The organism is Sphingobacterium sp. CZ-2 (genome assembly GCF_004526235.1).
GTDB classification, from domain to species: Bacteria; Bacteroidota; Bacteroidia; order Sphingobacteriales; family Sphingobacteriaceae; genus Sphingobacterium; species Sphingobacterium tenebrionis.
This window is the reverse complement of sequence record NZ_CP038159.1, coordinates 1,559,953-1,582,227: the sequence shown is the minus strand read 5'-3', so window position 1 is coordinate 1,582,227 and position 22,275 is coordinate 1,559,953. Positions and strand designations below refer to the sequence as shown.

Here is a 22,275-nt window from a genome sequence, read left to right as displayed (position 1 = left end):
GATAAACCTTAAGGTGATAGGCCGAAATTAAATATAGATAATGACAATAAACGAAATACAGGACGAATTAATCGAGGATTTTGCTTTCTATTCCGATTGGATGGAGAAATATGAATATATTATTCAGTTGGGTAAAGAGCTTCCTTTGATTGATGAAGCCAATAAACAGGAGCAATATATTATAAAAGGCTGCCAATCCAAGGTTTGGTTATTTCCAGAGATGAAGGATGGTAAACTGTGGTTTACGGCGGATAGCGATGCGGTGATCACCAAAGGTTTGGTGAGTTTGATGGTGAAAGTGCTTTCCGGTCATACGCCAAAGGAAATTGCGGATGCAGACCTTTATTTTATTGAACAGATCGGATTGAAGGAGCATTTGTCGCCTACCAGAGCGAATGGCTTGTTGGCTATGGTGAAACAGATGAAATTATATGCATTGGCCTTACAGGCTAAGGTTTCTTAATTTTTATGGGCCTACAGGCTAAGGTTTCTTAGCTGCTGGATTCTCCTTCTGAAATTCTTTAAAACTTTTTTCAATATATACCCGAAGTTCGTATTCAGACATTTCAATTAATGTGGAGTAGGGAGGACGGTATATATTCTGAAAAATCTGGAGCCTATCTCCAGTTAATCCAGTTATTTCTGTGATCAGTTTCTTCGAGAAGACAAAATCTGCATTTTGGATATCCCTTTCCAACTCTTCCAATTGCTCTTCTTTTGATTTTTTAGGTTCTTTTTCTTTTTTGAACATGGAAATTACAGAAAGGACGTTGATGCTGAATAATTGGGCGGTACTACCATTGGCGAGAAATCCTGGCCTTGGCCCACCAGAAAGATCAACGCGATCTCCAAATATCTGCCTTAATTTTGATTTCTTTTTTTGCTCAATAAAAATGGGTTTTACTTTTGGTTGATCACTTCCGACCACTTTTCGCTCGATTACAATTTCTTCAATTTCCGTCACAATTTCTTCTAATGCAATCTGGATATTAGACCTGTAAATCCCATTTTTGTAGATCAATCGCTGGGTTTTATAACCTTTTAAGGAAAAGGTTAGACTGTCGTCGCGACCGTAAACCTGGATGGAGAATTTGCCTTGAGTGTCAGTGACTGTTTTGTTCTCTGCACTTTCCACTTTTACGCCTGATAATGGTTTTTTACTAGCCAAATCCCGGATTTGACCGATGATTGTCTGCGCGGATATTGGAATTAGGATGCCAAAAAAGAAAATAAAGGATATAAAAAATCTCATTAGGTACTAATTAGATGACCTAAATTAGGGATTATTGGAGGAGAATAGTTTTTGATTAACTTATTTTAACAGAGGAGATTTACTTTTAATAAGAGGAGGTTTTCCCTTTAATAACGAGGAGACTTTGCCCGTCATTGCGAGGAGGTTTTCCCTTTGATTGCGAGGAGACTTTGCCCGTCATTGCGAGGAGGTACGAGGAAGCAATCTTCCCGCATGTCATGGTGAGCGGAGTCGAACCATCTGTTCGTATGTAATCGTATAGATCCTTCGAAGTTGCACAGGATGACAAAGGCTGAAAGATTGCTTCGTTCCTCGCAATGACGGCTAGCCTCGCAATGACGAAGAGTTCCCAATATCTTCCAGCCTTGCACTAATTTACTGTAGTTTTAATTAAATGTTAATTACTGATTTTCAGTCGTTAATCTAAAATCATTTCAATAAATTTGATAATAAATAATTTAGCAATGCCTGAAGTAATAATTAAATATAAAAAATTTAAAACTTTTAAAATGTTAGCATTTTTAAGTGAATACTTGGAATTCTCCATAACATCCTTAAAAAAGAAAAAATCTAAAAAGATATATCATATTAATGGTGTTGCAATTGAAAAAGGTGATTCAAGTATAGATATTAAAGAATTGCAGAAAATATTCTCACATCAAAATTACACAGCCAAAAATTTACGTATATCATCTTGGAATCGAAAATGATAATCTGTGATACGGATGTTCTAATTGAATTACTTGATAATAAGAGGAACCGTCACAATTTTACAAAGGAGATAATAAATGAGGTTGGGATTGAAAATGTTTTATTAACAGCAATAAGTAGAATGGAGTTAATAAAAGGAGCGATTCATAAAAATGATAGTATACAGATTGCCAAAAAAATAAAGAAATTTGATACCATTTTAATCAATCCTGAAATTACTTTAAGATCTATAGATTTGATAAATAGTTATCATTTGAGTCATGGTTTAAATATTCCTGATGCTTTAATTGCAGCTACTTCAATTGAAGTAGAAATTGAATTATTCACTTTTAATATTAGAGATTTTAAATTTATTAAGCACCTGAATTTATTTAAATACTAAACCACCTTTATCACCTCCGATTCAATCTTTCTTCCAAAAAATAGCTCTGCTTTCAGGTTAAAATCCACCGGATCATCCGTGGTATAAAACTTCAACTCCCCAGATTTACTGCATTTTTCATCCACTTCCGGATGCCTTTTCAAATAATCTACTAAACTTTCCGCTACCAACTCACCCTGGGAAATAATATTGATTCCCTTAGGTACGAACTGTTCAATAATAGGAAGCAACAATGGATAATGCGTACAGGCTAACAAAATAGTATCCATATCAGGCGACATAGCCAATAACTCCTTCAGATCCTCCTGGACAAAAAACTGAGAACCCTCACTATCCATCTCGTTATTTTCAACAATGGGAACCCATAACGGACAAGCATGCTGAAAAACCTCGATTTCCGGATGGAACTTATTGATCTCAATAACATAGGAACCGGAATTTACGGTGCCCTGGGTTGCCAAGATCCCTACTTTATTCGTGTTTGTAAATTGGTCAACCACTTCTGATGTAGGCCGGATAACACCCAGAACTTTCTTGCCCGGAGGTAGGTCATTCTGCTGAATGCTTCTTAAAGCCTTAGCAGATGCCGTATTACATGCCAATATCACCAGGTTACAGCCTTCATCGAACAGTTTGAACACACATTGTTTGGTGAATTCATAGACAGTTTCAAAAGATCGGGTACCATAAGGTACACGGGCATTATCTCCCAGATAGATATAATCATACTTAGGTAGGGCTTTATAGATTTCCTTAAATACAGTCAACCCACCGTATCCAGAATCAAATATGCCGATAGGACCTGCGTGATAATTTGTGTTCTCCATGTTGTATTGCTATGCAAAGATGACTTTTCTTAGCTTAATTACCATAAGGTAGCCAATCATTTTTAAAATTCCCTGTTAAAATATGAAGTAGATACTTTGTATATACCCTCATTTCCCTGTTTAAATGCTAAAGAGCATGATTTATATAATTCCTATAGCCAACCCTTCTATACCGTCTAAGACTGGTTCTTTTTTTGTGTGCCAATTAGCAAGAAATAAAAATTATGAAAAGATTAGATTTAAAAAGCGCCGTATTGGCATTGAGCATGTTGATGATTATTTCTTCCTGTAGTAAGAAAGAGGTGGAACCCGTGACTCCTGATCCAGGAAATCCGGAAGTTCCCATAGATCCACCGACAACACCAACACCCAAGCCCCTTACGTTTTTCTATGCGGGTTATAAATATAATGCAGATTTTAAGACTGCAGATCGGAACGCGATCTTGAGCATTAACGATTCCCTGATCAATCTTTCGCCAAATACACGGTCTGATGCCTTGGCGATTGCAGCAGTGAACACTAAGGAAGCCCATGTAACAGGCTACCAAATGGCTGCAGGAGGAAAAAAACGCGTTGCTTATTGGAAGAATAACAGGATTTCCTATTTAACTGCTGCCGGAAATTTTAATAGTGGGACTTCGATCAATGTAATTGGTTCAAAAGTATATGTTGGAGGAACGAAAGACCATTCAGGCTACTATGGGTTATTTCTGTGGACAAATGGCGTAGAATCCAGAAAGGCTTGTTGTCTTGCCTCATCCACTTTGACTTCCATTACGGAATCGAACGGTAAACCAGTATTGGCAGGTCGATTTAATAGTAATGCCCACATGTTCAAAGATGGTTATGCGATTGCGCTTGCTGGTCCAAATACCTATGCCGATTATGTCCATGCAATTGGTTCGGATATCTATGTGATCGGTAAAGAAAACTTTGCTAAGGACGGCGATGCGGCCATGGTTTGGAAAAACGATGTGCAGGTTTTTAAAATGCTATTGGGTGGTTCTGCTACGGATGTCATTGGTACGATGTCTGGTCAGGATTATTATTATGTAGCCAATTTTTACAACAACAATAAGGGTACTGCGGTAGTCTATAAAAACAGAACAAAACTCTATCAATTGAATCCTAACCAAAGTCTTGCCGCAACGGCGATTCAAGTTGTTGCTGGCAAAGTGTATGTGCTAGGGAATTATTTGAACGGTACGAAATCCACTGCTGTCCTATGGACAAACGGACAACCTAAGGTGCTTTTTGCAGAATCAAAAAAGATCTACCTGAATGATTTTGTGATAAGAAATTAGTGAAAATAATTAACGGGGCTACTTTGCATCGGTTTTCAAGCAAAGTAGCCCCGTTAAATTAAATTATAGCTCAGCTTTAGCTGAAAAAACTTAACTCAACAATTGAGGTTTCTCCTTGTATAATTTCCATAGCAACTCACCAAACAGCGTATTTGTCCACGCAAACCAATGTCTGGTAAATTTCTTAGGGTCATCTTTATGGAAGGACTCATGCATAAATCCAGTTCCACCATGTGTTTTCTTTAAGGTCTGAACACAGGTTCGGATCTCTTCATCATTCGAAGAAGTGAAAGCACGCATGATAATGGACATCGGCCAGATCATATCACGACCAATATGCGGTCCGCCGATTCCTTCTGCAAATTTCCCCTTAAAGAAGAACGGGTTTTTGTCCGATAGTATATACGCTCTTGTGCGTTGGTAAACCTCATCATTCTTATCCACTGCCCCCAAATAAGGTAAAGCCAATAAACTAGGGACATTCGCGTCATCCATCATCAGGTAACTTCCGAAGCCATCCACCTCAAATGCATATACACGCCCATGCGTAGGATGGTCGATGATACCATATTTCTTCACGGCAGCATCCACTTCATTGGCCAAAGCTTCCATTTTGGCCGCCAAATCGGTATTGTTCTTTACTTTCCTTAAAATCTCTGCCGATTGCCTCAAACTGGTAACCGCAAAAAGATTTGAAGGGATCAGGAATGGGAAAATACTGCAGTCATCTGAAGGACGGAAACTGGAAACGATCAGACCAACGGGATTGACCGGATAGCCATATCCATCTACCTGAAGGGTATCTGAACCACGGGAAGTCGTCCGTTCAAAACGATAGGGGCCAAGATTCTCCTTCCGTTGCTGTTCGATAAAAGTCTGCAAGGTTTTTTCCTGTGCTTGCACCCATACTTCATCAAATGGGGTATTATCATTGGTTTCCTTCCAATAATGATAGGCCAATCTAATAGGGTAGCAGAGCGAATCTATTTCCCATTTACGTTCATGCAGACCGGGTTTCATGTCGGTATGATCCTTGAACCATTCTCCTTTTTTGGTCGGATCATTATAGAAAGCATTGGCGTAAGGGTCTATATTGATACATTCCGATTGCTTATTGATCAATCCCAGGATCAGATCCTTCAATTTCGGATCCTTTTTCATGAATTGAAGATAAGGCCAAACCTGCGCACTACTATCGCGCAACCACATGGCATCGATGTCTCCGGTGATTACATAAGTTCTCTTGCGGTTGTCCTTGGTTTCATCATAGATGGTGGTATCCAAGGTATTCGGCAAACAGTTGTTGAACATCCAGCCCAATTCCTTATCGGCTACATTCTTCTGGAATTCCTTGATCATATCTTCGATCGGCTTACTTCGGAAATGACGGTCTTTTTCCGCCACCCGCACCACCGGAAAATCGGCTGGAGGCATGGCAAAGCTGAATTTACTAGCCAGCATACCGGCGCCTAACGCGGCCGAATTTTGTAGAAAAGTTCTTCGCTTCATATTTAGTTTATAGGGGTTTCACGATGATTTATTACCGCAATATACAAATTGTACTGTAAAATAAGAAGTTTGAATTAACGTTTTAGCTACTTATTGAACTTAAAATAGGGGAAGCTTAATTATTAAAAGTAACTTGCGGGATATTTAGGAATAGAATTTGATAGAATAGCGCAAATAAACGGAAATTTATTTATGAAACAGTCATTAACCTATGTGTTTGCTGGATTGTTGGGCATGGCCTATTTCAATACCTCGCAGGCACAAGTAAAAAATCAACCATACTCGTACCAACATTACCAAAAATACGACGAAGAGTTATATTCCGTAGATACCCGATACCATACGTCTTCCAAGCCTTATTTGTTCAAAGGCCGATTATTGGAGAAAATGGATTCCATTCAATCCCTGCATCCTGTCAATTCGGATAATTGGTTCATGCGTAAGGTCTTTAATGAACATTTGATAGAGGTGGAAAAAGATGACCATACTTTTTACCTGGATGTTCTACCGGATTTTATGATCGGTAAGGAATTGATCAACGCCGATAAAAGAACAACCTGGTTGAATACCCGCGGTATACAAGCTGGAGTAAATATTAAAGATAAATTTACCTTTTATGGTAATTTCTTTGAAAACCAAGCCGTATTCCCGCATTATATCGATGAGTATGTGCAGAAATCCATGGTCGTACCTGGCCAAGCAGCTTCAAAGAACCACCTCGGCAAGGAAAAGGATTGGATGTATGCAACAGCCAACCTGACCTATGATTTCAGTGATTACCTGCAGGCGACATTGGCCTATGATAAGAACTTCATCGGTGATGGTTACCGTTCCGTGTTATTATCCGACTTTTCCTCCAATTATGCTCATCTGAAATTAACCGGTAAAGTAGGAAATGTCCAATATACCTCCATTTGGGCGTATATGAACGACCCTCGCAACCCAAGGATTGATTCCATGAACTCTGGAAACCGTTATGGTGATGGCATCAAATGGGGAGCATTTCAATATTTAGATTATAACGTGACCAACCGTTTATCCATTGGTTTTTTCCAATCGGTGGTTTGGGCGAATAAAACACAGGCTGGAAAAAGAGGTTTTGATTTTAATTACCTGAATCCGGTCATGTTCATTAGAGCCGTAGAAAACTCCAACCGATCCTCACCAGATAAAATGTTCCTAGGGCTGAATGCCAAATACAAGGTGCTTAATAATGCAACCGTATATGGACAGTTTTTATTGGGTGAATTCACCGCTAAGGAATTCTTTGCCAATAATGGCTATGTACATAATAAATGGGGTGCTCAGTTAGGAGCTAAAGCCTTCAACATCTTTGGCGTACAGAACCTGAATATCTTGGGTGAATACAATATGGTTCGTCCTTATACTTACCAGCACTTTGTGTCCATCTCCAATTATTCCAACAGGGGAGAGCCATTGGCACACCCTCGGGGTGCTAACTTCCGTGAGCTCCTTGGTTTAGTGAACTACTCTTGGAACCGTTTCGATTTCTCTGCCCAAGGCTTATATAGCCGTTACGGTACAGACCCAGCAGACGGTATGGGTGGTTTTGTAAATTATGGTGGAGATATCTTCCAGAGCTATCAAACCGCACCAAATACCTATGGCAACAAAATCGGTCAAGGTATACAGAACGATCTGTTCTATGCGGATATGAAAGTTGCCTATGTATTGAACCCGAAATATAATCTTCGTTTTGAAGTGGGCTATACCCAACGATACAATAGAATCGAAGGCGCAGCAACACAGAAATCAGGCGTGATCAATGTAGGTCTACGATCTAGTTTCCGTAACTTCTATGGAGATATGTAGGGATTATAGTATCTTTAGCGCTTAACATTATCTTTAGAGCATATCTTCAATTCATGAAAAAAATATTAATCCTCAATGGTCCAAACCTAAACTTGTTAGGTGTCCGTGAAAAAGGTATTTATGGCGATCAATCTTTTGAATCCTATCTGGAGGAATTAAAAGCGAAGTTTCCAGGTTTGGAGCTGAGCTATTTTCAGAGTAATTCCGAAGGTGCGATCATCGATAAATTACACGAAATCGGATTTAATTTTGATGGGGTGGTGTTGAATGCAGGAGCTTATACGCATACTTCTGTAGCAATAGCCGATGCCATTGCAGCCATCACTACGCCGGTCATTGAGGTGCATATTTCCAATGTACATCAACGCGAAACATTCCGCCATCATTCTTATCTTTCCAAGAACTGTAAAGGTATAATCGTTGGTTTCGGATTGGATGGATACCGATTGGCCTTAGCAAGTTTCTAGGCCAATTCTGTATTTGTTTTCACAAACCTTCTTACAAACAGGTGCAATACTAGGGAAGCCACGGCCCCAAATGCCATCACCGATAGCATAGGCCAGGCTGTACTGTTATGCAATAGGCTCACCACCGCCGAAGCCAATGCGCCAATAGCCATTTGAATACATCCCAATAGTGCCGATGCACTGCCTGCTAAACCTTTGAATGGGGATAACGCGATGGCAGAGGTATTCGGAAAGATAAATCCATACCCGAACAGAAACAAAAAGATCAGGATCAACAGGGTCGGAAAGGTCAGCAGATTCAAGCTTAAGGCGATGACCATACAGATGCCGATACATGCCTGCCAGATATTAGCAATCAAAGAAATCCTCGCAGAGCTGTGTTTTTTCAATAACCAGCGGTTGATCTGGGTGGCAATGATCATGGCCGAAGCAATGAACGCAAAGGCCAATCCATATTGACTTTTGCTCAGTCCGAACAAGGTTTGCATGATGAAGGAAGAGCCTGCCAAATAAGCGTATGTTCCTGCGGAGGATATGGATCCGATCAAACAATAGGAGATAAAGGTATTATTGGAAAGGACCTGCCAAAAGTTGGAAAGGATGGATTTTGGTTTGAGGGACAGCTCTTTGTTCCCGGCATAACTTTCCGGTAAAAGGAACTTGGTACCCAATAAGATCACTGCCGCCAAAATGGTCAGGAATATAAAGATATAATGCCAATCCAAGTGTTGAAGCATAAAAGCACCTATGCTGGGTGCTAGGATAGGCGATACCCCGATCACCAACATTAATAAACTGAATACCCGTGCTGCTTCTCTGCTGGAATAATAGTCCGCAACCATCGCTCTGGCACCAACCATCCCCCCGCAAGAACCCAATGCCTGCAGAAAACGTAATAAGATCAAGTGATTGATGTCTCGGGTAAAGGCACATAGAATGGATGCGACTACATAAATACCTAAACCCACCAATAAAGGCTTCTTCCGACCGTACTTATCCAATAAAGGACCATATATCATCTGTCCGAAGGCAATCCCGATGAAAAAGGAGGTCAGGGATAATTGTACATTTTCTACATTGGTATTAAAATCTTGCGCAATGATATCGAATGCCGGCAGGTAAAGATCGATGGAAAAAGGACCTATTGCAGATAGAAGCCCTAGAATCAATAATGTTGTTTTTCTGTTTTTCAAGGTGTAATGAGCTAAAAAAGCCCTGCCTAATGGCAGGGCGAAGATTATCTTTTATTCTGAACTTTTTGCGGTTCTTTTGGTGTTCTCAATAAAAAGTAGAACCCTAGTAGGATGAATGGAATACTTAACCATTGTCCCATGTTCAAGGCCATGCCTGCTTCAAAATCCACTTGGTCCAGTTTCACAAATTCAATCACAAAACGGGCGGTGAACAATAGAATCAACATCAGACCGAATAGTTTACCAGGTTTTGGATGTATGTTTTTCTTATAGATGCCCCATAGGATCAAGAAACTGATCACGTAAGCAAGTGCTTCGTATAATTGCGCCGGATGACGTGGAATATTATCCTCATGGCCAAAAACAACTGCCCAAGGAAGGTCGGTTGGATTTCCGATCATTTCCGAATTGAAGAAGTTCCCCAAACGGATAAACGCACAGGCAACCGGGATAACCAAGGAAAGGCGGTCGGCCACCCACATGAAATTCGTTTTACTTTTCCGGGCGAATAACCACATGGCGGTCAAAATCCCTACGGCACCACCATGACTTGCCAAACCCGTAAAACCGGTCAATTGCCAAGAGCCGTTCACTTTCTGCATGGGAATGAAGATCTCAATGAAATGATCCTTAAAATATGCCCAATCGTAAAAGAAACAGTGTCCTAAACGAGCACCAACCAAAGTACCTATAAAAATATAGATGGTCAATTGATCTAACAGGTCCTGGGATTTTCCTTCACGTTTGAAAACATTCAGCATCAAGAAGTAGGATGCCACAAAAGCCAACAACCAACAAAGCGAGTAATAACGTACGCCAAAGCTTCCTATGCTAAATATTTCGGGTTTAGGCTCCCAATGGATAAAACTTAACAGGTCAATCATGTTGAATAATAATATGCGGTAAAGATAAGGTTTCGGATTTATTTTTGCGAAAATTAAGGAAATACTTATTTTGTGCAGCATAAACGAATACAAATGGCAAAAAAGAAAGTATTAGAGGAAGAAAGACCAAGTGTGGTAACCGCCGAATCACTTCAGTTTTTTGAAAAATATATCAATAATCCTTCCCCAACAGGTTTCGAATGGGCTGGACAACGTATGTGGTTAGATTACCTAAAACCTTATGTGGATGAAACCTACATCGATAATTACGGTACTGCAGTGGGGATCATCAATCCGAAGGCAACTTATAAAGTGGTCATCGAGGCGCATGCGGATGAGATTTCCTGGTTTGTCAATTACATCTCCAAGGATGGGTTGATCTATGTGATCCGAAATGGTGGTTCTGACCATCAGATCGCTCCATCCAAAAGAGTGAACATCCATACCGATAAGGGCATTGTAAAAGCAGTCTTTGGCTGGCCGGCTATCCATACCCGTTCGGGTGAAAAAGAAGAATCTCCATCGTTGAAGAACATCTTCCTGGATTGCGGATGTACTTCCAAGGAAGAGGTGGAAGAATTGGGTATTCATGTGGGTTGTGTGATTACCTATGAAGATGAATTCATGGTATTGAACGATCGTTATTATGTTGGTCGCGCGATGGATAACCGTGCAGGCGGTTTTATGATTGCGGAGGTAGCTCGTTTATTGAAGGAGAACAAGAAGAAATTGCCTTTCGGATTGTACATAGTAAATTCTGTTCAGGAAGAGATCGGACTTCGTGGTGCGGAAATGATCTCCCAATACATCAAGCCGAATGTGGCGATCGTAACGGATGTTACGCATGATACCAATACCCCAATGATCAATAAGATTACACAAGGCGATCTTGCCTGTGGGAAAGGACCGGTGGTTTCCTATGCGCCGGCAGTGCAGATCAACCTGAACAGGCAACTGATCGAGGTGGCTCAGCAAAATAATATCCCCATCCAGCGCCAAGCTTCCTCCAGATGGACAGGAACGGATACCGATGCCTTTGCCTATTCCAATGGCGGGGTTCCTTCTGCGCTGATTTCCTTACCTTTGCGCTATATGCATACCACGGTGGAGATGATCCATAAGGAAGACGTAGACAATGTCATCCGATTGATTTATGAAATGGTACTTTCCATTAAAAAGGATCAGGATTTTAGAACATTCAGCAAATAATTATTAACGATTTATAAACATGGATAACAACAATCAGAACTTACCCGAAAACCCAGAGATCAGTATTGAACTAACCGAGGAGATGGCAGAAGGGGTATATTCAAATTTGGCGATCATTACGCATTCGAATACAGAGTTTGTATTGGATTTTATACGTTTGATGCCTGGAGTTCCTAAGGCTAAGGTAAAATCGCGGGTGATTTTGACACCAGAGCATGCCAAACAATTATTGAATGCATTGCAGGAAAATATACAACGTTTCGAAGGGCAGAATGGACCGATCAATTCCAAGGATTTTCCATTCCCATTGAACTTTGGAGGACCTAAAGGCGAAGCATAAGCAGCCTTCTTGGTTCGCCCTGAAAGTATGGTGAAAGTATACCTAAAGTATGTTTTTCGTATGTTAGGTATACTAAATCATGCTTTAAGTATGCTAAGGCCTTGATTTTACCCCGAAAACATAGGTTTAGCATACATTTCGATCAATATTCTGAAAAGCAGAATTATTAGCTGTTGTTTGGTTTTTTGGAATAGGATTTGTTTTAGAATAGTATTGCCGTTTTCAGGCATTGAAAGCAAATAATATATGGATATTAAAGTAAGGAACCTTAGTAAGAAAGATTACAAGGATTTAAAAAACTCTATGACCGAGGCATACCAAGGGTTAGGGGATGTGTGGACAAAAGAGAATATTGTTGATCTGGTGGATATTTTTCCGGATGGACAGATTGCGGTGGAAGTGGATGGAAAAGTGGTGGCCTGTGCCTTATCCATTCTTTTGGATTCGCAAAAAACCAATATATACGATAAATACTACGCGATAATCGATGATGGTACCTTTGAGAAACACGATAATGAAGGGGATACCCTTTACGGGATCGAGGTATTTGTGCATCCGGATTTCCGTTCGTTACGTTTAGGCCGTCGATTGTACGATGCGCGTAAGGAATTATGTGAGGCGATGAACCTTCAACGGATCATTGCAGGTGGTCGTATCCCGAATTACCATAACTATGCGGATAGCATGACCCCGCGTACCTATATCGAAAAGGTAAAACGCAAAGAAATCTATGATCCGACCTTGACCTTCCAGTTGTCGAATGATTTCCACGTGAAGAAGATTTTGAAGAATTATCTTCCGGAGGATTCGGAATCCATGGAGGTGGCTACCTTATTGGAATGGAATAACATTTACTATGAACCTTTGTCCAAATCGTTTTCGGCCTCTAAGCAGACGATACGTTTAGGATTGGTGCAGTGGCAGATGCGTTCTTTTAAGGATCTTCAGGAATTTTATGATCAGGTAGAGTTTTTCGTGGATACGGTGAGTGATTATAACACGGATTTCATCATGTTTCCGGAGTTTTTCAATACGCCGTTGATGAGTCCTTACAATGAGCTTCCGGAGCGTTTGGCGATGGAGAAGTTGGCAGAACATACCAAGGAGATCATTGAGCGGATCCAGCAGTTTGCGGTTTCGTATAATGTGAACATCATTGCGGGATCCATGCCGATCATGGAGCGCGGAAAGTTGTATAATATTTCTTACCTGTGCCATAGGAACGGTAGTTTGGATTCGTACAAGAAGATCCATATTACACCGAATGAGTTTAAGTATTATGGCTTGGTAGGTGGAAGTGAAGTAAAGGTGTTTGATACGGATTGTGGTAAGGTGGGTTTATTGATCTGTTATGATGTGGAATTTCCGGAGGTGAGCAGGATCTTGGCGGATCAAGGGATGCAGATTTTGTTTGTGCCTTATATGACAGATACGCAGAATGGATATATTCGGGTGAGGTCTTGTGCGCAGGCTAGGGCGATTGAGAATGAGTGTTATGTGGCGATAGCGGGATCTGTGGGGAATTTGCCACGGGTAAATAATATGGATATTCAATATTCGCAATCGGCTGTTTTTACGCCTTCTGATTTTGCGTTTCCGAATAATGCGATCAAGGCGGAAGCAACACCGAATACGGAGATGGTGTTGATTGCGGATGTGGATTTATCAGCGCTGAAGGATTTGCATGAGTATGGGACGGTGAAGATCTTGCAGGATAGAAGGAAGGATTTGTATTCAGTTAATTTGTTGAAGTAGGCTGGGGTAATTTTTTAAGGCTTAGCGTCATTGCGAGGAGGTTTTTGCGTCATTGCGAGGAACCACGTCATTGCGAGGAGGTTTTTGCGTCATTGCGAGGAACCACGTCATTGCGAGGAGGTACGACGAAGCAATCTTTGGCCTTTGTCACGTTGCGCACCCTTTGTCATCCTGAATGCCCTTTGTCATCCTGAATGCCCTTTGTCATCCTGAGCATCGTCGAAGGATCTGTACGGTTACTAACGAACAGATGCTTCGACTACGCTCAGCATGACATGATGGAAGATTGCTTCGTTCCTCGCAATGACGAGGGTCCCTTCATTCAATTCCCCTCCATTCAATTCCCATCACTTCAATTCTCTTATCCAAATATTTCTAAAGGAAACCAAATCCCCATGATCCTGTAAAGCAATTGGCCCCCTTCCATGGGCTACCATTTTTGGCATTCCAATATACTCCGTTGTTCCCTGCAGCTCCGTATTATTCTGCACCAAAACCCCATTATGCAAAACAGTAACCATCCCCCGCTTAATCAATCTCCCATTTTCATTAAACCTTGGCGCCGAATAAATAATATCATAACTATGCCAACCATTTTCCGGTTTCCTGACTTCCACCAATGGCGCACTCTGCTTATATAAACTTCCAGCCTGCCCATTCACATAGGTCTTATTATCATCATTATCCAATACCTGCACCTCATACTTCCCCTGCAGGAATACCCCAGAATTACCCCGTCCCTGGCCTTCACCCTTTATCACCTCCGGACTCCGCCATTCCAAATGCAATTGAAAATCCTCAAAATCCCTTTTGGTCCTAATCCCTCCGGTCTGCGGTTTTACCGTCAGCATCCCATTCGATATAGTCCAAGCCGCAGGCGATTTCCCATCTTTCTCACTTACCCATTCCCCCAAATCCTTCCCATCAAATAAAATTATCGCATCACTGGGCGCTTTATTGGCAAATGTTTTTACAACAGGAGGTACAGGGCTATAAAACTCCGTATCCTGTGGTTGGAATTTTGTTTGGGCCTGGCAGATCCCTGCCATTCCTAACATCGAAATGATTAACGTTTGTTTGAGCATAGGTTTTAGATTTATTTGTGTTAATATAAGAATATTGATTAATTTTAAGCTATCCATCATTAAAACTTTACAGAAATGGCCCAAATCATCCAGCAAGTTTCCCTAGAAGACGTTCGATTTTATTCTCCCATTGGATTTTACGAAGAAGAACAGATTTTAGGAAATGAGTTCTTTGTTACCGTCTCTGTAAGTTTCCCTTTTAAAAACCCCGACTCGGAAGTCCTCGAGAACACCATCAATTACGAGGAAATCTATCGGATATTGGTAGAAGTGATGAGTCCACGCCGTAAACTTTTGGAATCCGCAGCGGAAGATATCCTTAATAAATTGGTAGAAACCTATTCTTCTGTACAAAAGATAGATGTTCGGATCCGTAAGTCCAATCCTCCTTTCGGTGGTGATCTAGCGAATTCCGTTGTTTCCCTGCATTACAGCAAAGATTAGTTGATTCTCCTGCAATACTGCAAAGGATAACACCCTTATCCCTACGGCTTAATCTCCCTTAAAATGTCATTTTGTCTTTTATTGCAAAACAATATCTGTCAATTTGTCCTTTAAATAATGAAAATAACACTTGGTACGTTCATTGAACAAGAGCTAGTGTATTTGAATTAAAAAAAATAAAAACATTACATTATTAATAAGGAGGAATTAAAACATGGCATTAATTAAATTACCTGGAAAATCGTACAATACAGACGCTGTAAACCCATTCGTTAACAACGTATTCGACAACCTATTCAATGATTCATTCATCAGTGATCGTTTGGTTACCCGCGTTCCTGCGGTAAACATCACCGAATCACCAGAGGCATTCCAAATTGAATTGGCGGCTCCTGGATTGAAAAAAGAAGATTTTAAAATCAACGTAGATAAGAATATCATCAGTATTTCCGTTGAGAAGAAAGAGGAGAAAGTAGAAGATGGAAAAACCTATAGCAAAAAAGAATTTAGCTATACTTCATTCTCCCGTTCATTTACCTTACCAGAGGTAGTGGATTATGCGAATATCGATGCGTCTTACGAAGATGGCGTATTGGCAATCAAAATTGGTAAAAAAGAAGAAGCAATTGTTGTTAAAAGACTTATAGAGGTGAAGTAAGATTAGTTGTGGTTAGTTGATGAAGGGTAGCTTAGGCTACCCTTTTTTGTTACAATTAAATTCCCTCCAAACTCGGTAATCAAACCGCTTTTTACCCCTATAATCAGTCATTTTTTTTCAGTTTTTAATTTTTTTTAAAAAAAATGACTGATTCTTCTTAAAAACTTAACGGTGTTAAGTAGTTTTGTTCTGTATTCACTAACTCCATGAAAAAACAGAAACAAAAAGAAGATTTAAAGGTATTGATCCTTGAAGCAGCAAAAAAATTGTTTGTGCAACAAGGATATGAATCAACCTCCATCCGTAAGATCGCCCAAGAGATTGGTTTCAGTCCGACCACGATCTACCTCTATTATAAAGATAAAAATGATTTGATCTATGCACTGCATCAGGTGGGTTTCACCATGATGCGTGACCGTTTTATGCCCTTGGGAGTCGTGGAAGATCCATTTGAACGGTTAAAGGCCGTTGGTAAGAATTATATTGAATTTGCCTTGGACCATCCTGAATATTACGAAGTTATGTTTATGATGAAAGAGCCCATGGATTTCCTGGACCAGCAATGTGGTAGTGAACAATGGCAGGAGGGAGAACGCGTGCTGGAATTTCTGAAAATGACCGTTGCCCAATGCCAACAGCAGGGCTATTTTAAAGGGATGACTGTAGAGGCAGTCACTATGCAGGCCTGGGCGGCGGTCCACGGACTGGTTACCCTACATGTTACCCAACATCTGGAAAAGATCATTGATGTGGTGGGATTTCAAGAAGGCGTAAAGGACATGATGTATGCCTCCTTTGAGGCTTTTGTTCAAATGATGGGAAGCACGAAATAAAAAATTTGATCACTTACTTAACACTGTTAATAATGAAAACATGTTTTAAATGCTTAATTCTTTGCCTCTTTTTAGTGGGGATTTCGGGCAGTAGTAAAGCCCAGAATCCTATATTGGATAGGTATGTGAAATTGGGATTGGATAGTAACCTCACGTTGGTTTCCAAGAACCTATCCCTGAAAAGGGCCATGAATGGTTTGGAGGCTGCCCGGACGATGTATTTACCCGACATCTCTTTCGAATTAACCTATACACATGCAGATGGTGGTCGTTCCATTGACCTTCCGGTTGGGGATATGCTGAACCCGGTGTATACCACACTGAACCAGTTGACACAGAGCCAGGCTTTCCCGCAGATCGAAAACCAACAGATTAATTTCTTGCCCCAACATTATTACGATGCCAAGGTGAGGACTTCCGTGCCGATCATCAATACGGATATCAAACATAACCGACAAATACGGGAAACGATGGTGAAGATGAACAAGCAGGAGCTTGAACAATATAAAAGGGAATTGGTGAAGGATATAAAAATAGCTTATTTCAATTACCTCAGCGCCCTAGAAGCGAAAGCTATTTATGAGAATGCGGCAAGCTTGGCTAAAGAGGGAAGAAGGGTAAACCAGAAATTATTGGATGCGGGGAAAGGACTTCCGGCCTATGTGGTTCGAGCTGATGCGGAGATTGCCCAACAGGAGGCAAAGATCGCTGAAGCGGAGCAGCAGGTTAAAAATGCGCAATACTATTTCAATGCCTTATTGAATCGAGATGCCGAAGCGCCAATAACAGAAAGTGAAGGGAAATCGGAGGCGGTTCAGACTATGGGTCAGCCCCTTCAAGTGGATATTTCTGCCCGGGAGGAATTAAAGTCCCTACAGGATAATATCCAGATCCAGGAGACCATGTTGGATATGAATAAGCAGGTGTACATCCCGAAATTGAATGCTTTTCTTGATCTGGGTTCCCAGGCCGAAGGAATGAAAGTAAGTAGTCAATCGCAATATTATATGGTCGGTGCACAGTTGAGCTTTCCGATTTTTGCCGGAAACCGGAATAAACTGAAGATCCAGGAAAGCCAGATCGCTGTTGCCGAAGCCCAGAACCAATTGGTACAAGCGAAACAGCAATTGGAATTAGTGGCGAGGATGTCGAAGAATGAAATGCTGGCCATGCAAAAGAATTATGAGAGCTCCAAGGTACAGCTGGAAGCTGCCGCCACCTATCAACGATTGATCCTTCGGGGATTTCAGGAAGGGGTAAATACCTATATCGAGACCATCGATGCCCGCTCGCAGTACACCAATGCCCAATTGGCAAATAACATTGCCGCTTTTAAGCTCTTATCGGCTCTGGCAAAATTTGAACGTGAAAATGCTTCTTACCCTTTAAACTAAACGATATGAAAACCTTATATACAGCTCTTATAGCAAGTGCAAGTTTAATCTTTTTTGTGGGATGTGGACCTTCGGAGCGGAAATCTGCATTACCTGTACAGGATACCATTCCCGTTAAATTAATCAGTTTACAAGCCTCCGGTGGGGTCAATGAAATTGAAGCAACGGGCGTTTTCAGCACCGATGATGAGACCATTCTGGGTTTTAAGAATGGCGGGGTGATCTCCCGAATTCTGGTGAAAGAAGGAGATCCGGTCCGGAAAGGGCAGTTATTGGCCTCCGTTCATAGCTCGGAGGTGGATGCACGTGCAGGTCAGGTCAACCTGTCGGTCGAGAAGGCACGGCGGGATTATGAACGCGCCAGCAAATTATACCGTGATAGTGTCGCTACGTTGGAGCAATTACAGAACGCCAAAACAGCTTTGGATGTAGCCTTGCAGGATGTGAAATCGGTGGGTTTCAATCAACAATATTCCAATATCTATTCACCCGTTTCGGGCTATGTACTGGCAAAGCTGGCGAATGATGGGCAGGTTGTAGGTCCTGGAACACCGGTATTACAGGTCAATGGCGCTAGCAATGCCAATTGGAAACTGAAGGTAGGTGTAGGAGATCAACAATGGGCGCAGATCAAGATCGGGGATCAGGCAAAGATCAGTACCGATGCGATGCCCAATGATACCTTGGCGGCGGTGGTTTCCAAGAAATCCGAAGGATTGGATTCGCAATCCGGTACTTTCACCATCTTCTTGGAGCTGCGGGAAAAGCCTGCCTATAAATTGGCATCAGGGATATTTGGCCGTTCGGTTATTCAATCGGTTCAGCCTTCCAAAGAACCTTATTGGAGGATTCCATACAGCGCCCTACTGGATGCCGATGGGCAGGACGGCTATGTGTTTGTCACCTTTGATGGCAAAAAAGCAAAAAAGCAGCCAGTGAAGATCGCCAGAATGGAAAAGGATGAAGTGCTGATCAGTTCTGGACTTGAGGGAGCTCAAGGATTGATCGTTGCTGGGAGTGCTTATCTCCAGGACGGATCACCTATCCAAATTCGTAAATAATCAAAAGCAAAGATCATGAGTTTAATAAAATATCCGATTCGGAATTATCAATTCACCCTGATCATGGTTCTGATGATTATGGTGGTTGCGGTGAGTTCGATCCTGACCATGCCCCGGGCAGAGGACCCGGACATGAAAGCGGTTAGTTTTCCCATAATTGTTATCCATCCGGGAACCAATCCAAAGGATATGGAGCAATTGATTGTAAAACCTTTGGAAACGCGGTTCTATTCCTTGGACAATGTTAAGAATATCAAAACTTCGATTAGCAATTCTGTAGCTTCCTTTTTTGTGGAGTTTGAGTACGGGGAGGGCTATGATGAAAAGTACCAGGAATTGGTGCGGGAGTTGAATGCCGCTCGTCCAAGTCTGCCGGACAATATTTACAGTATGGAGGTGATGAAGATTGATCCTACGAATGTAAGTGTGGTGCAGATGGCCTTGATCTCCGAGAGTGCTTCCCTCAGCAAAATGAAGGAATTATCCGACAAGCTGAAGCAGGAACTCGAGAAGGTAAAAGCCTTAAAAAATGTGGAAGTTTCCGGATTAGCCGATCAACAGGTTCGAATCGATATCGATCAGGCTAAATTAGCGGAATTAAAGATCCCCTTGAACCGCGTGATTCAGGCGGTGCAGACGGAGAACCAGAATATTCCTGCCGGAAGTATAAAGGCCGGTACGCAAACCTATAGCGTAAAAACATCGGGAAATTACCAGGCTATAGAAGATATTTCCAATACGATCATTTCCAGTAATGGTGGCAAGAATATCATGCTGCGGGAAGTGGCAAATGTATATCCGACCTTCGCGAGTGCAAGCCATAAGACCCGTTTGAATGGGTTCCATTGTTTATTGATCAATGCGGCCCAAAAAGAAGGGATGAACATTTCCGACACCCAAAAGGAATATTTGGCTGTCCTGGCAAAATTCAAGGAGAGCCTACCGAAGGATGTGGATCTGCAACTGAATTTTGATCAGGCCGAGAATGTGAACAAACGGCTGAGCGGCTTGGGGATTGATTTTGCCATTGCCATTACCTTGGTATTGATCACCTTGCTTCCTTTAGGGATTAGGGCATCAGCAGTGGTTATGATTGCTATCCCGCTTTCTTTGGGGCTAGGGGTAATTGCCATGAATTCCTTTGGTTATTCCCTTAATCAATTGAGTATCGTAGGTTTTGTGGTAGCCTTGGGTCTGGTGGTGGATGATAGTATTGTGGTGGTGGAAAATATTGAACGATGGATGCGGGAAGGATATAGCCGATTTGAAGCCTCCATCAAAGGAACAGAACAGATTGCTTTGGCAGTTGTTGGCTGTACGGTGACCTTGGTGATTGCATTTATGCCATTGGTGTTCATGCCGGAAATGGCGGGGGAATTTATTCGGAGTATGCCTATTGCCGTGATTTCATCGGTGGTGGGTTCCATGTTGATCGCGTTATTGGTGGTGCCTTTCTTGGCGAGTAAACTTTTGAAACCGCATGAACATGAAGGAGGAAATGCTATCCTAAGGGGGATGCAGAACATTATCCATAAAAGCTATGGGGTTTTCCTAGACAAAGCCTTGAAGCATCCGGGACGCACAACCTTGATTGCTTTGGCGATTTTCCTGGGATCTTTGGCGCTGATACCGGTGGTAGGCTTTAGCCTCTTTCCGCCTTCGGAGAAACCGCAGTTCATGATCCACATCAATACGACTTTGCAGGCAAACATACAGCAAACGGATAGTATAACCAAGCAGATCGAGGCGGAATTGAAGCAGATCCCTTCGGTCAAGTATTTTACGAGTAACGTAGGGAAGGGGAATCCGCGGGTGTATTACAACATGCAACAAGGGAGTGAGGATCAGGCCTATGCGGATATTTTTGTTCAATTGCATGAGGATGTAAAGTATAAGGAAAAATTGGCGCTGATTGAATCTTTACGGGCTAAATGGACACCTTATTTGGATGCTAAGATCGAGGTGAGGGATTTCGAACAGGGAGTTCCGGTTATTTCTCCGGTGGAGGTACGGATATTTGGGGAAAACCTGGATACGCTTCAGGCCTTATCCTATCGGGTAGAGGAATTGTTGAAGAATACCGCGGGTTCGGAATATGTCAATAACCCGATCAAAAACAATAAAACGGATATTAGGGTTGATATCAATAAAGAGAAGGCGATGGCTTTAGGTGTGCCAACTTCTTCTATCGACCAGACCATCCGTATTGCATTGGCGGGGTATTCGGTTGGAACTTATACGGATCCTAATTCGGATGATAATGAGTATGATATTCTAGTGACGGTGCCTCGGGGTAAGGAAGCTGATTTAAGTACCTTGGAGCAGGTTTTTGTGGATAATGTAGCGGGTACTTCCATTCCTTTATCGCAGTTGGCAAGCTTTAGCTTTGAAGTATCCCCGGCCAATATTTACCACCAGGATAAGATTCGGATGGTCGCCGTGAATTCCTTTGTTGCAAAGGGTTTTGGAAATGATGAGGTGATCAACGATGTGATCAAGCAGATGGATGAGTTTCCTTTTCCAGCTGGGTACAGCTATGAAATGGGGGGTGAGGTGGAAAGCCGGGAAATGGCCTTCGGTGGATTTGGAACCATCATCATGATTACGGTTTTTATGTTTATTGCGGTGTTGATCTTGGAATTCAAAACGTTTAAAAGTACCTTGATTGTCTTGTCGGTGATTCCTTTGGGAATTGTTGGGGCGGTAATTGCCTTGTTGGTTACTGGAAATACCTTGTCTTTTGTGGCTACGATCGGAATAGTTGCCTTGGCCGGGATAGAGGTGAAGAATACCATTCTTTTGGTTGATTTTACTAATCAGTTGCGAAGGGAAGGGGTGGAGTTGAACGAGGCGATCGAAAAGGCAGGGGAGTTGAGGTTTTTGCCGATTATCTTGACATCGCTTACGGCTATTGGTGGATTGTTGCCCATTGCATGGTCTTCAAATCCGTTGATCTCGCCATTGGCTATTGTGATGATTGGTGGTTTGATCAGTTCGACCTTATTATCGCGGGTAGTGACTCCGGTGGTGTATAAATTGATTCCACCAAAGATTGATGTGGAATCCGAGAAAACAATTTAGGGGTTACTGTGTTCTATGGATAAGAAATCTTATTCTATGTTAAAGAATAAGAG

General features: G+C 41.7%; 21 protein-coding genes. 15 read left to right on the top strand and 6 right to left on the bottom strand.

Annotation, left to right across the window (positions count from 1 at the left end; translation table 11 throughout):
* Positions 1 to 40: 40 nt before the first annotated feature.
* On the top strand, positions 41 to 463 hold the full coding sequence (locus E3D81_RS07140) for a SufE family protein (protein WP_134776952.1): 423 nt from the start codon (positions 41 to 43) through the stop codon (positions 461 to 463).
* 18 nt (positions 464 to 481) lie between these two features.
* On the opposite strand, the gene E3D81_RS07135 is transcribed toward E3D81_RS07140, so the two are convergent.
* A complete protein-coding gene (locus E3D81_RS07135; protein ID WP_134776951.1) occupies positions 482 to 1,252 on the bottom strand; it encodes a carboxypeptidase-like regulatory domain-containing protein in 771 nt (256 codons plus the stop codon).
* Between the two features lie 464 nt (positions 1,253 to 1,716).
* On the opposite strand from E3D81_RS07135, the gene E3D81_RS07130 reads away from it, so the two are divergent.
* Positions 1,717 to 1,962, top strand: coding sequence for a hypothetical protein (locus E3D81_RS07130; RefSeq protein WP_134776950.1), 246 nt, complete (start codon positions 1,717 to 1,719; stop codon positions 1,960 to 1,962).
* Positions 1,959 to 2,345, top strand: coding sequence for a PIN domain-containing protein (locus tag E3D81_RS07125; protein ID WP_167554257.1), 387 nt, complete (start codon positions 1,959 to 1,961; stop codon positions 2,343 to 2,345). The genes E3D81_RS07130 and E3D81_RS07125 overlap by 4 nt, the downstream gene beginning before the upstream one ends.
* Here the strand turns inward: E3D81_RS07125 and murI are convergent.
* Positions 2,342 to 3,172 carry a glutamate racemase gene (gene murI / locus E3D81_RS07120; protein WP_134776948.1) on the bottom strand — a complete coding sequence of 277 codons (831 nt, stop codon included), beginning with the start codon at positions 3,170 to 3,172 and terminating at the stop codon, positions 2,342 to 2,344. The genes E3D81_RS07125 and murI overlap by 4 nt on opposite strands.
* A gap of 224 nt (positions 3,173 to 3,396) precedes the next feature.
* On the opposite strand from murI, the gene E3D81_RS07115 reads away from it, so the two are divergent.
* Positions 3,397 to 4,476, top strand: coding sequence for a hypothetical protein (locus E3D81_RS07115; protein WP_099365325.1), 1,080 nt, complete (start codon positions 3,397 to 3,399; stop codon positions 4,474 to 4,476).
* 90 nt (positions 4,477 to 4,566) lie between these two features.
* Here E3D81_RS07115 and E3D81_RS07110 read toward each other — a convergent pair whose 3' ends face one another.
* Complete coding sequence (locus E3D81_RS07110) at positions 4,567 to 5,985, bottom strand: glycoside hydrolase family 125 protein (protein ID WP_134776947.1); 1,419 nt, start codon at positions 5,983 to 5,985, stop codon at positions 4,567 to 4,569.
* Positions 5,986 to 6,177: 192 nt separating this feature from the next.
* On the opposite strand from E3D81_RS07110, the gene E3D81_RS07105 reads away from it, so the two are divergent.
* Together E3D81_RS07105 and aroQ are read left to right on the top strand one after the other, a co-directional pair.
* A complete protein-coding gene (locus tag E3D81_RS07105) occupies positions 6,178 to 7,818 on the top strand; it encodes a gliding motility protein RemB (RefSeq protein WP_134776946.1) in 1,641 nt (546 codons plus the stop codon).
* A gap of 53 nt (positions 7,819 to 7,871) precedes the next feature.
* Entirely contained in the window at positions 7,872 to 8,285 is a 414-nt protein-coding gene (gene aroQ, locus E3D81_RS07100; protein WP_134776945.1) for a type II 3-dehydroquinate dehydratase, read from the top strand.
* Here the strand turns inward: aroQ and E3D81_RS07095 are convergent.
* Together E3D81_RS07095 and lgt are read right to left on the bottom strand one after the other, a co-directional pair.
* Positions 8,282 to 9,478, bottom strand: coding sequence for a multidrug effflux MFS transporter (locus E3D81_RS07095; protein WP_134776944.1), 1,197 nt, complete (start codon positions 9,476 to 9,478; stop codon positions 8,282 to 8,284). The genes aroQ and E3D81_RS07095 overlap by 4 nt on opposite strands.
* Before the next feature lie 44 nt (positions 9,479 to 9,522).
* Positions 9,523 to 10,362: a prolipoprotein diacylglyceryl transferase gene (gene lgt / locus E3D81_RS07090; protein WP_134776943.1), complete on the bottom strand. Its 840-nt coding sequence runs from the start codon at positions 10,360 to 10,362 to the stop codon at positions 9,523 to 9,525.
* Positions 10,363 to 10,455: 93 nt separating this feature from the next.
* On the opposite strand from lgt, the gene E3D81_RS07085 reads away from it, so the two are divergent.
* The 3 genes from E3D81_RS07085 (at position 10,456) to E3D81_RS07075 (ending at position 13,666) form a co-directional block, all read left to right on the top strand.
* On the top strand, positions 10,456 to 11,571 hold the full coding sequence (locus tag E3D81_RS07085) for a M42 family metallopeptidase (RefSeq protein ID WP_099365330.1): 1,116 nt from the start codon (positions 10,456 to 10,458) through the stop codon (positions 11,569 to 11,571).
* A 19-nt stretch (positions 11,572 to 11,590) separates the two neighbouring features.
* On the top strand, positions 11,591 to 11,911 hold the full coding sequence (locus E3D81_RS07080; protein WP_099365331.1) for a DUF3467 domain-containing protein: 321 nt from the start codon (positions 11,591 to 11,593) through the stop codon (positions 11,909 to 11,911).
* Positions 11,912 to 12,157: 246 nt separating this feature from the next.
* Positions 12,158 to 13,666, top strand: a complete 1,509-nt coding sequence (locus E3D81_RS07075; protein ID WP_134776942.1) for a carbon-nitrogen hydrolase family protein — start codon at positions 12,158 to 12,160, stop codon at positions 13,664 to 13,666.
* Positions 13,667 to 14,013: 347 nt separating this feature from the next.
* Here the strand turns inward: E3D81_RS07075 and E3D81_RS07070 are convergent, their stop codons facing one another.
* Positions 14,014 to 14,751, bottom strand: coding sequence for a DUF1080 domain-containing protein (locus E3D81_RS07070; RefSeq protein ID WP_134776941.1), 738 nt, complete (start codon positions 14,749 to 14,751; stop codon positions 14,014 to 14,016).
* Between the two features lie 75 nt (positions 14,752 to 14,826).
* On the opposite strand from E3D81_RS07070, the gene folB reads away from it, so the two are divergent.
* The 6 genes from folB (at position 14,827) to E3D81_RS07040 (ending at position 22,222) form a co-directional block, all read left to right on the top strand.
* Positions 14,827 to 15,195, top strand: a complete 369-nt coding sequence (gene folB, locus E3D81_RS07065; RefSeq protein ID WP_134776940.1) for a dihydroneopterin aldolase — start codon at positions 14,827 to 14,829, stop codon at positions 15,193 to 15,195.
* Positions 15,196 to 15,409: 214 nt separating this feature from the next.
* Positions 15,410 to 15,853, top strand: coding sequence for an Hsp20/alpha crystallin family protein (locus E3D81_RS07060; RefSeq protein WP_134776939.1), 444 nt, complete (start codon positions 15,410 to 15,412; stop codon positions 15,851 to 15,853).
* A gap of 206 nt (positions 15,854 to 16,059) precedes the next feature.
* Positions 16,060 to 16,686: a TetR/AcrR family transcriptional regulator gene (locus E3D81_RS07055; RefSeq protein ID WP_134776938.1), complete on the top strand. Its 627-nt coding sequence runs from the start codon at positions 16,060 to 16,062 to the stop codon at positions 16,684 to 16,686.
* Positions 16,687 to 16,718: 32 nt separating this feature from the next.
* Entirely contained in the window at positions 16,719 to 18,080 is a 1,362-nt protein-coding gene (locus tag E3D81_RS07050) for a TolC family protein (protein WP_134776937.1), read from the top strand.
* A gap of 5 nt (positions 18,081 to 18,085) precedes the next feature.
* The gene (locus E3D81_RS07045) at positions 18,086 to 19,141 is read left to right on the top strand and encodes an efflux RND transporter periplasmic adaptor subunit (RefSeq protein ID WP_134776936.1); all 1,056 of its coding nucleotides are present in this window, start codon (positions 18,086 to 18,088) and stop codon (positions 19,139 to 19,141) included.
* 15 nt (positions 19,142 to 19,156) lie between these two features.
* Positions 19,157 to 22,222 carry an efflux RND transporter permease subunit gene (locus E3D81_RS07040; RefSeq protein WP_134776935.1) on the top strand — a complete coding sequence of 1,022 codons (3,066 nt, stop codon included), beginning with the start codon at positions 19,157 to 19,159 and terminating at the stop codon, positions 22,220 to 22,222.
* Positions 22,223 to 22,275: the final 53 nt, after the last annotated feature.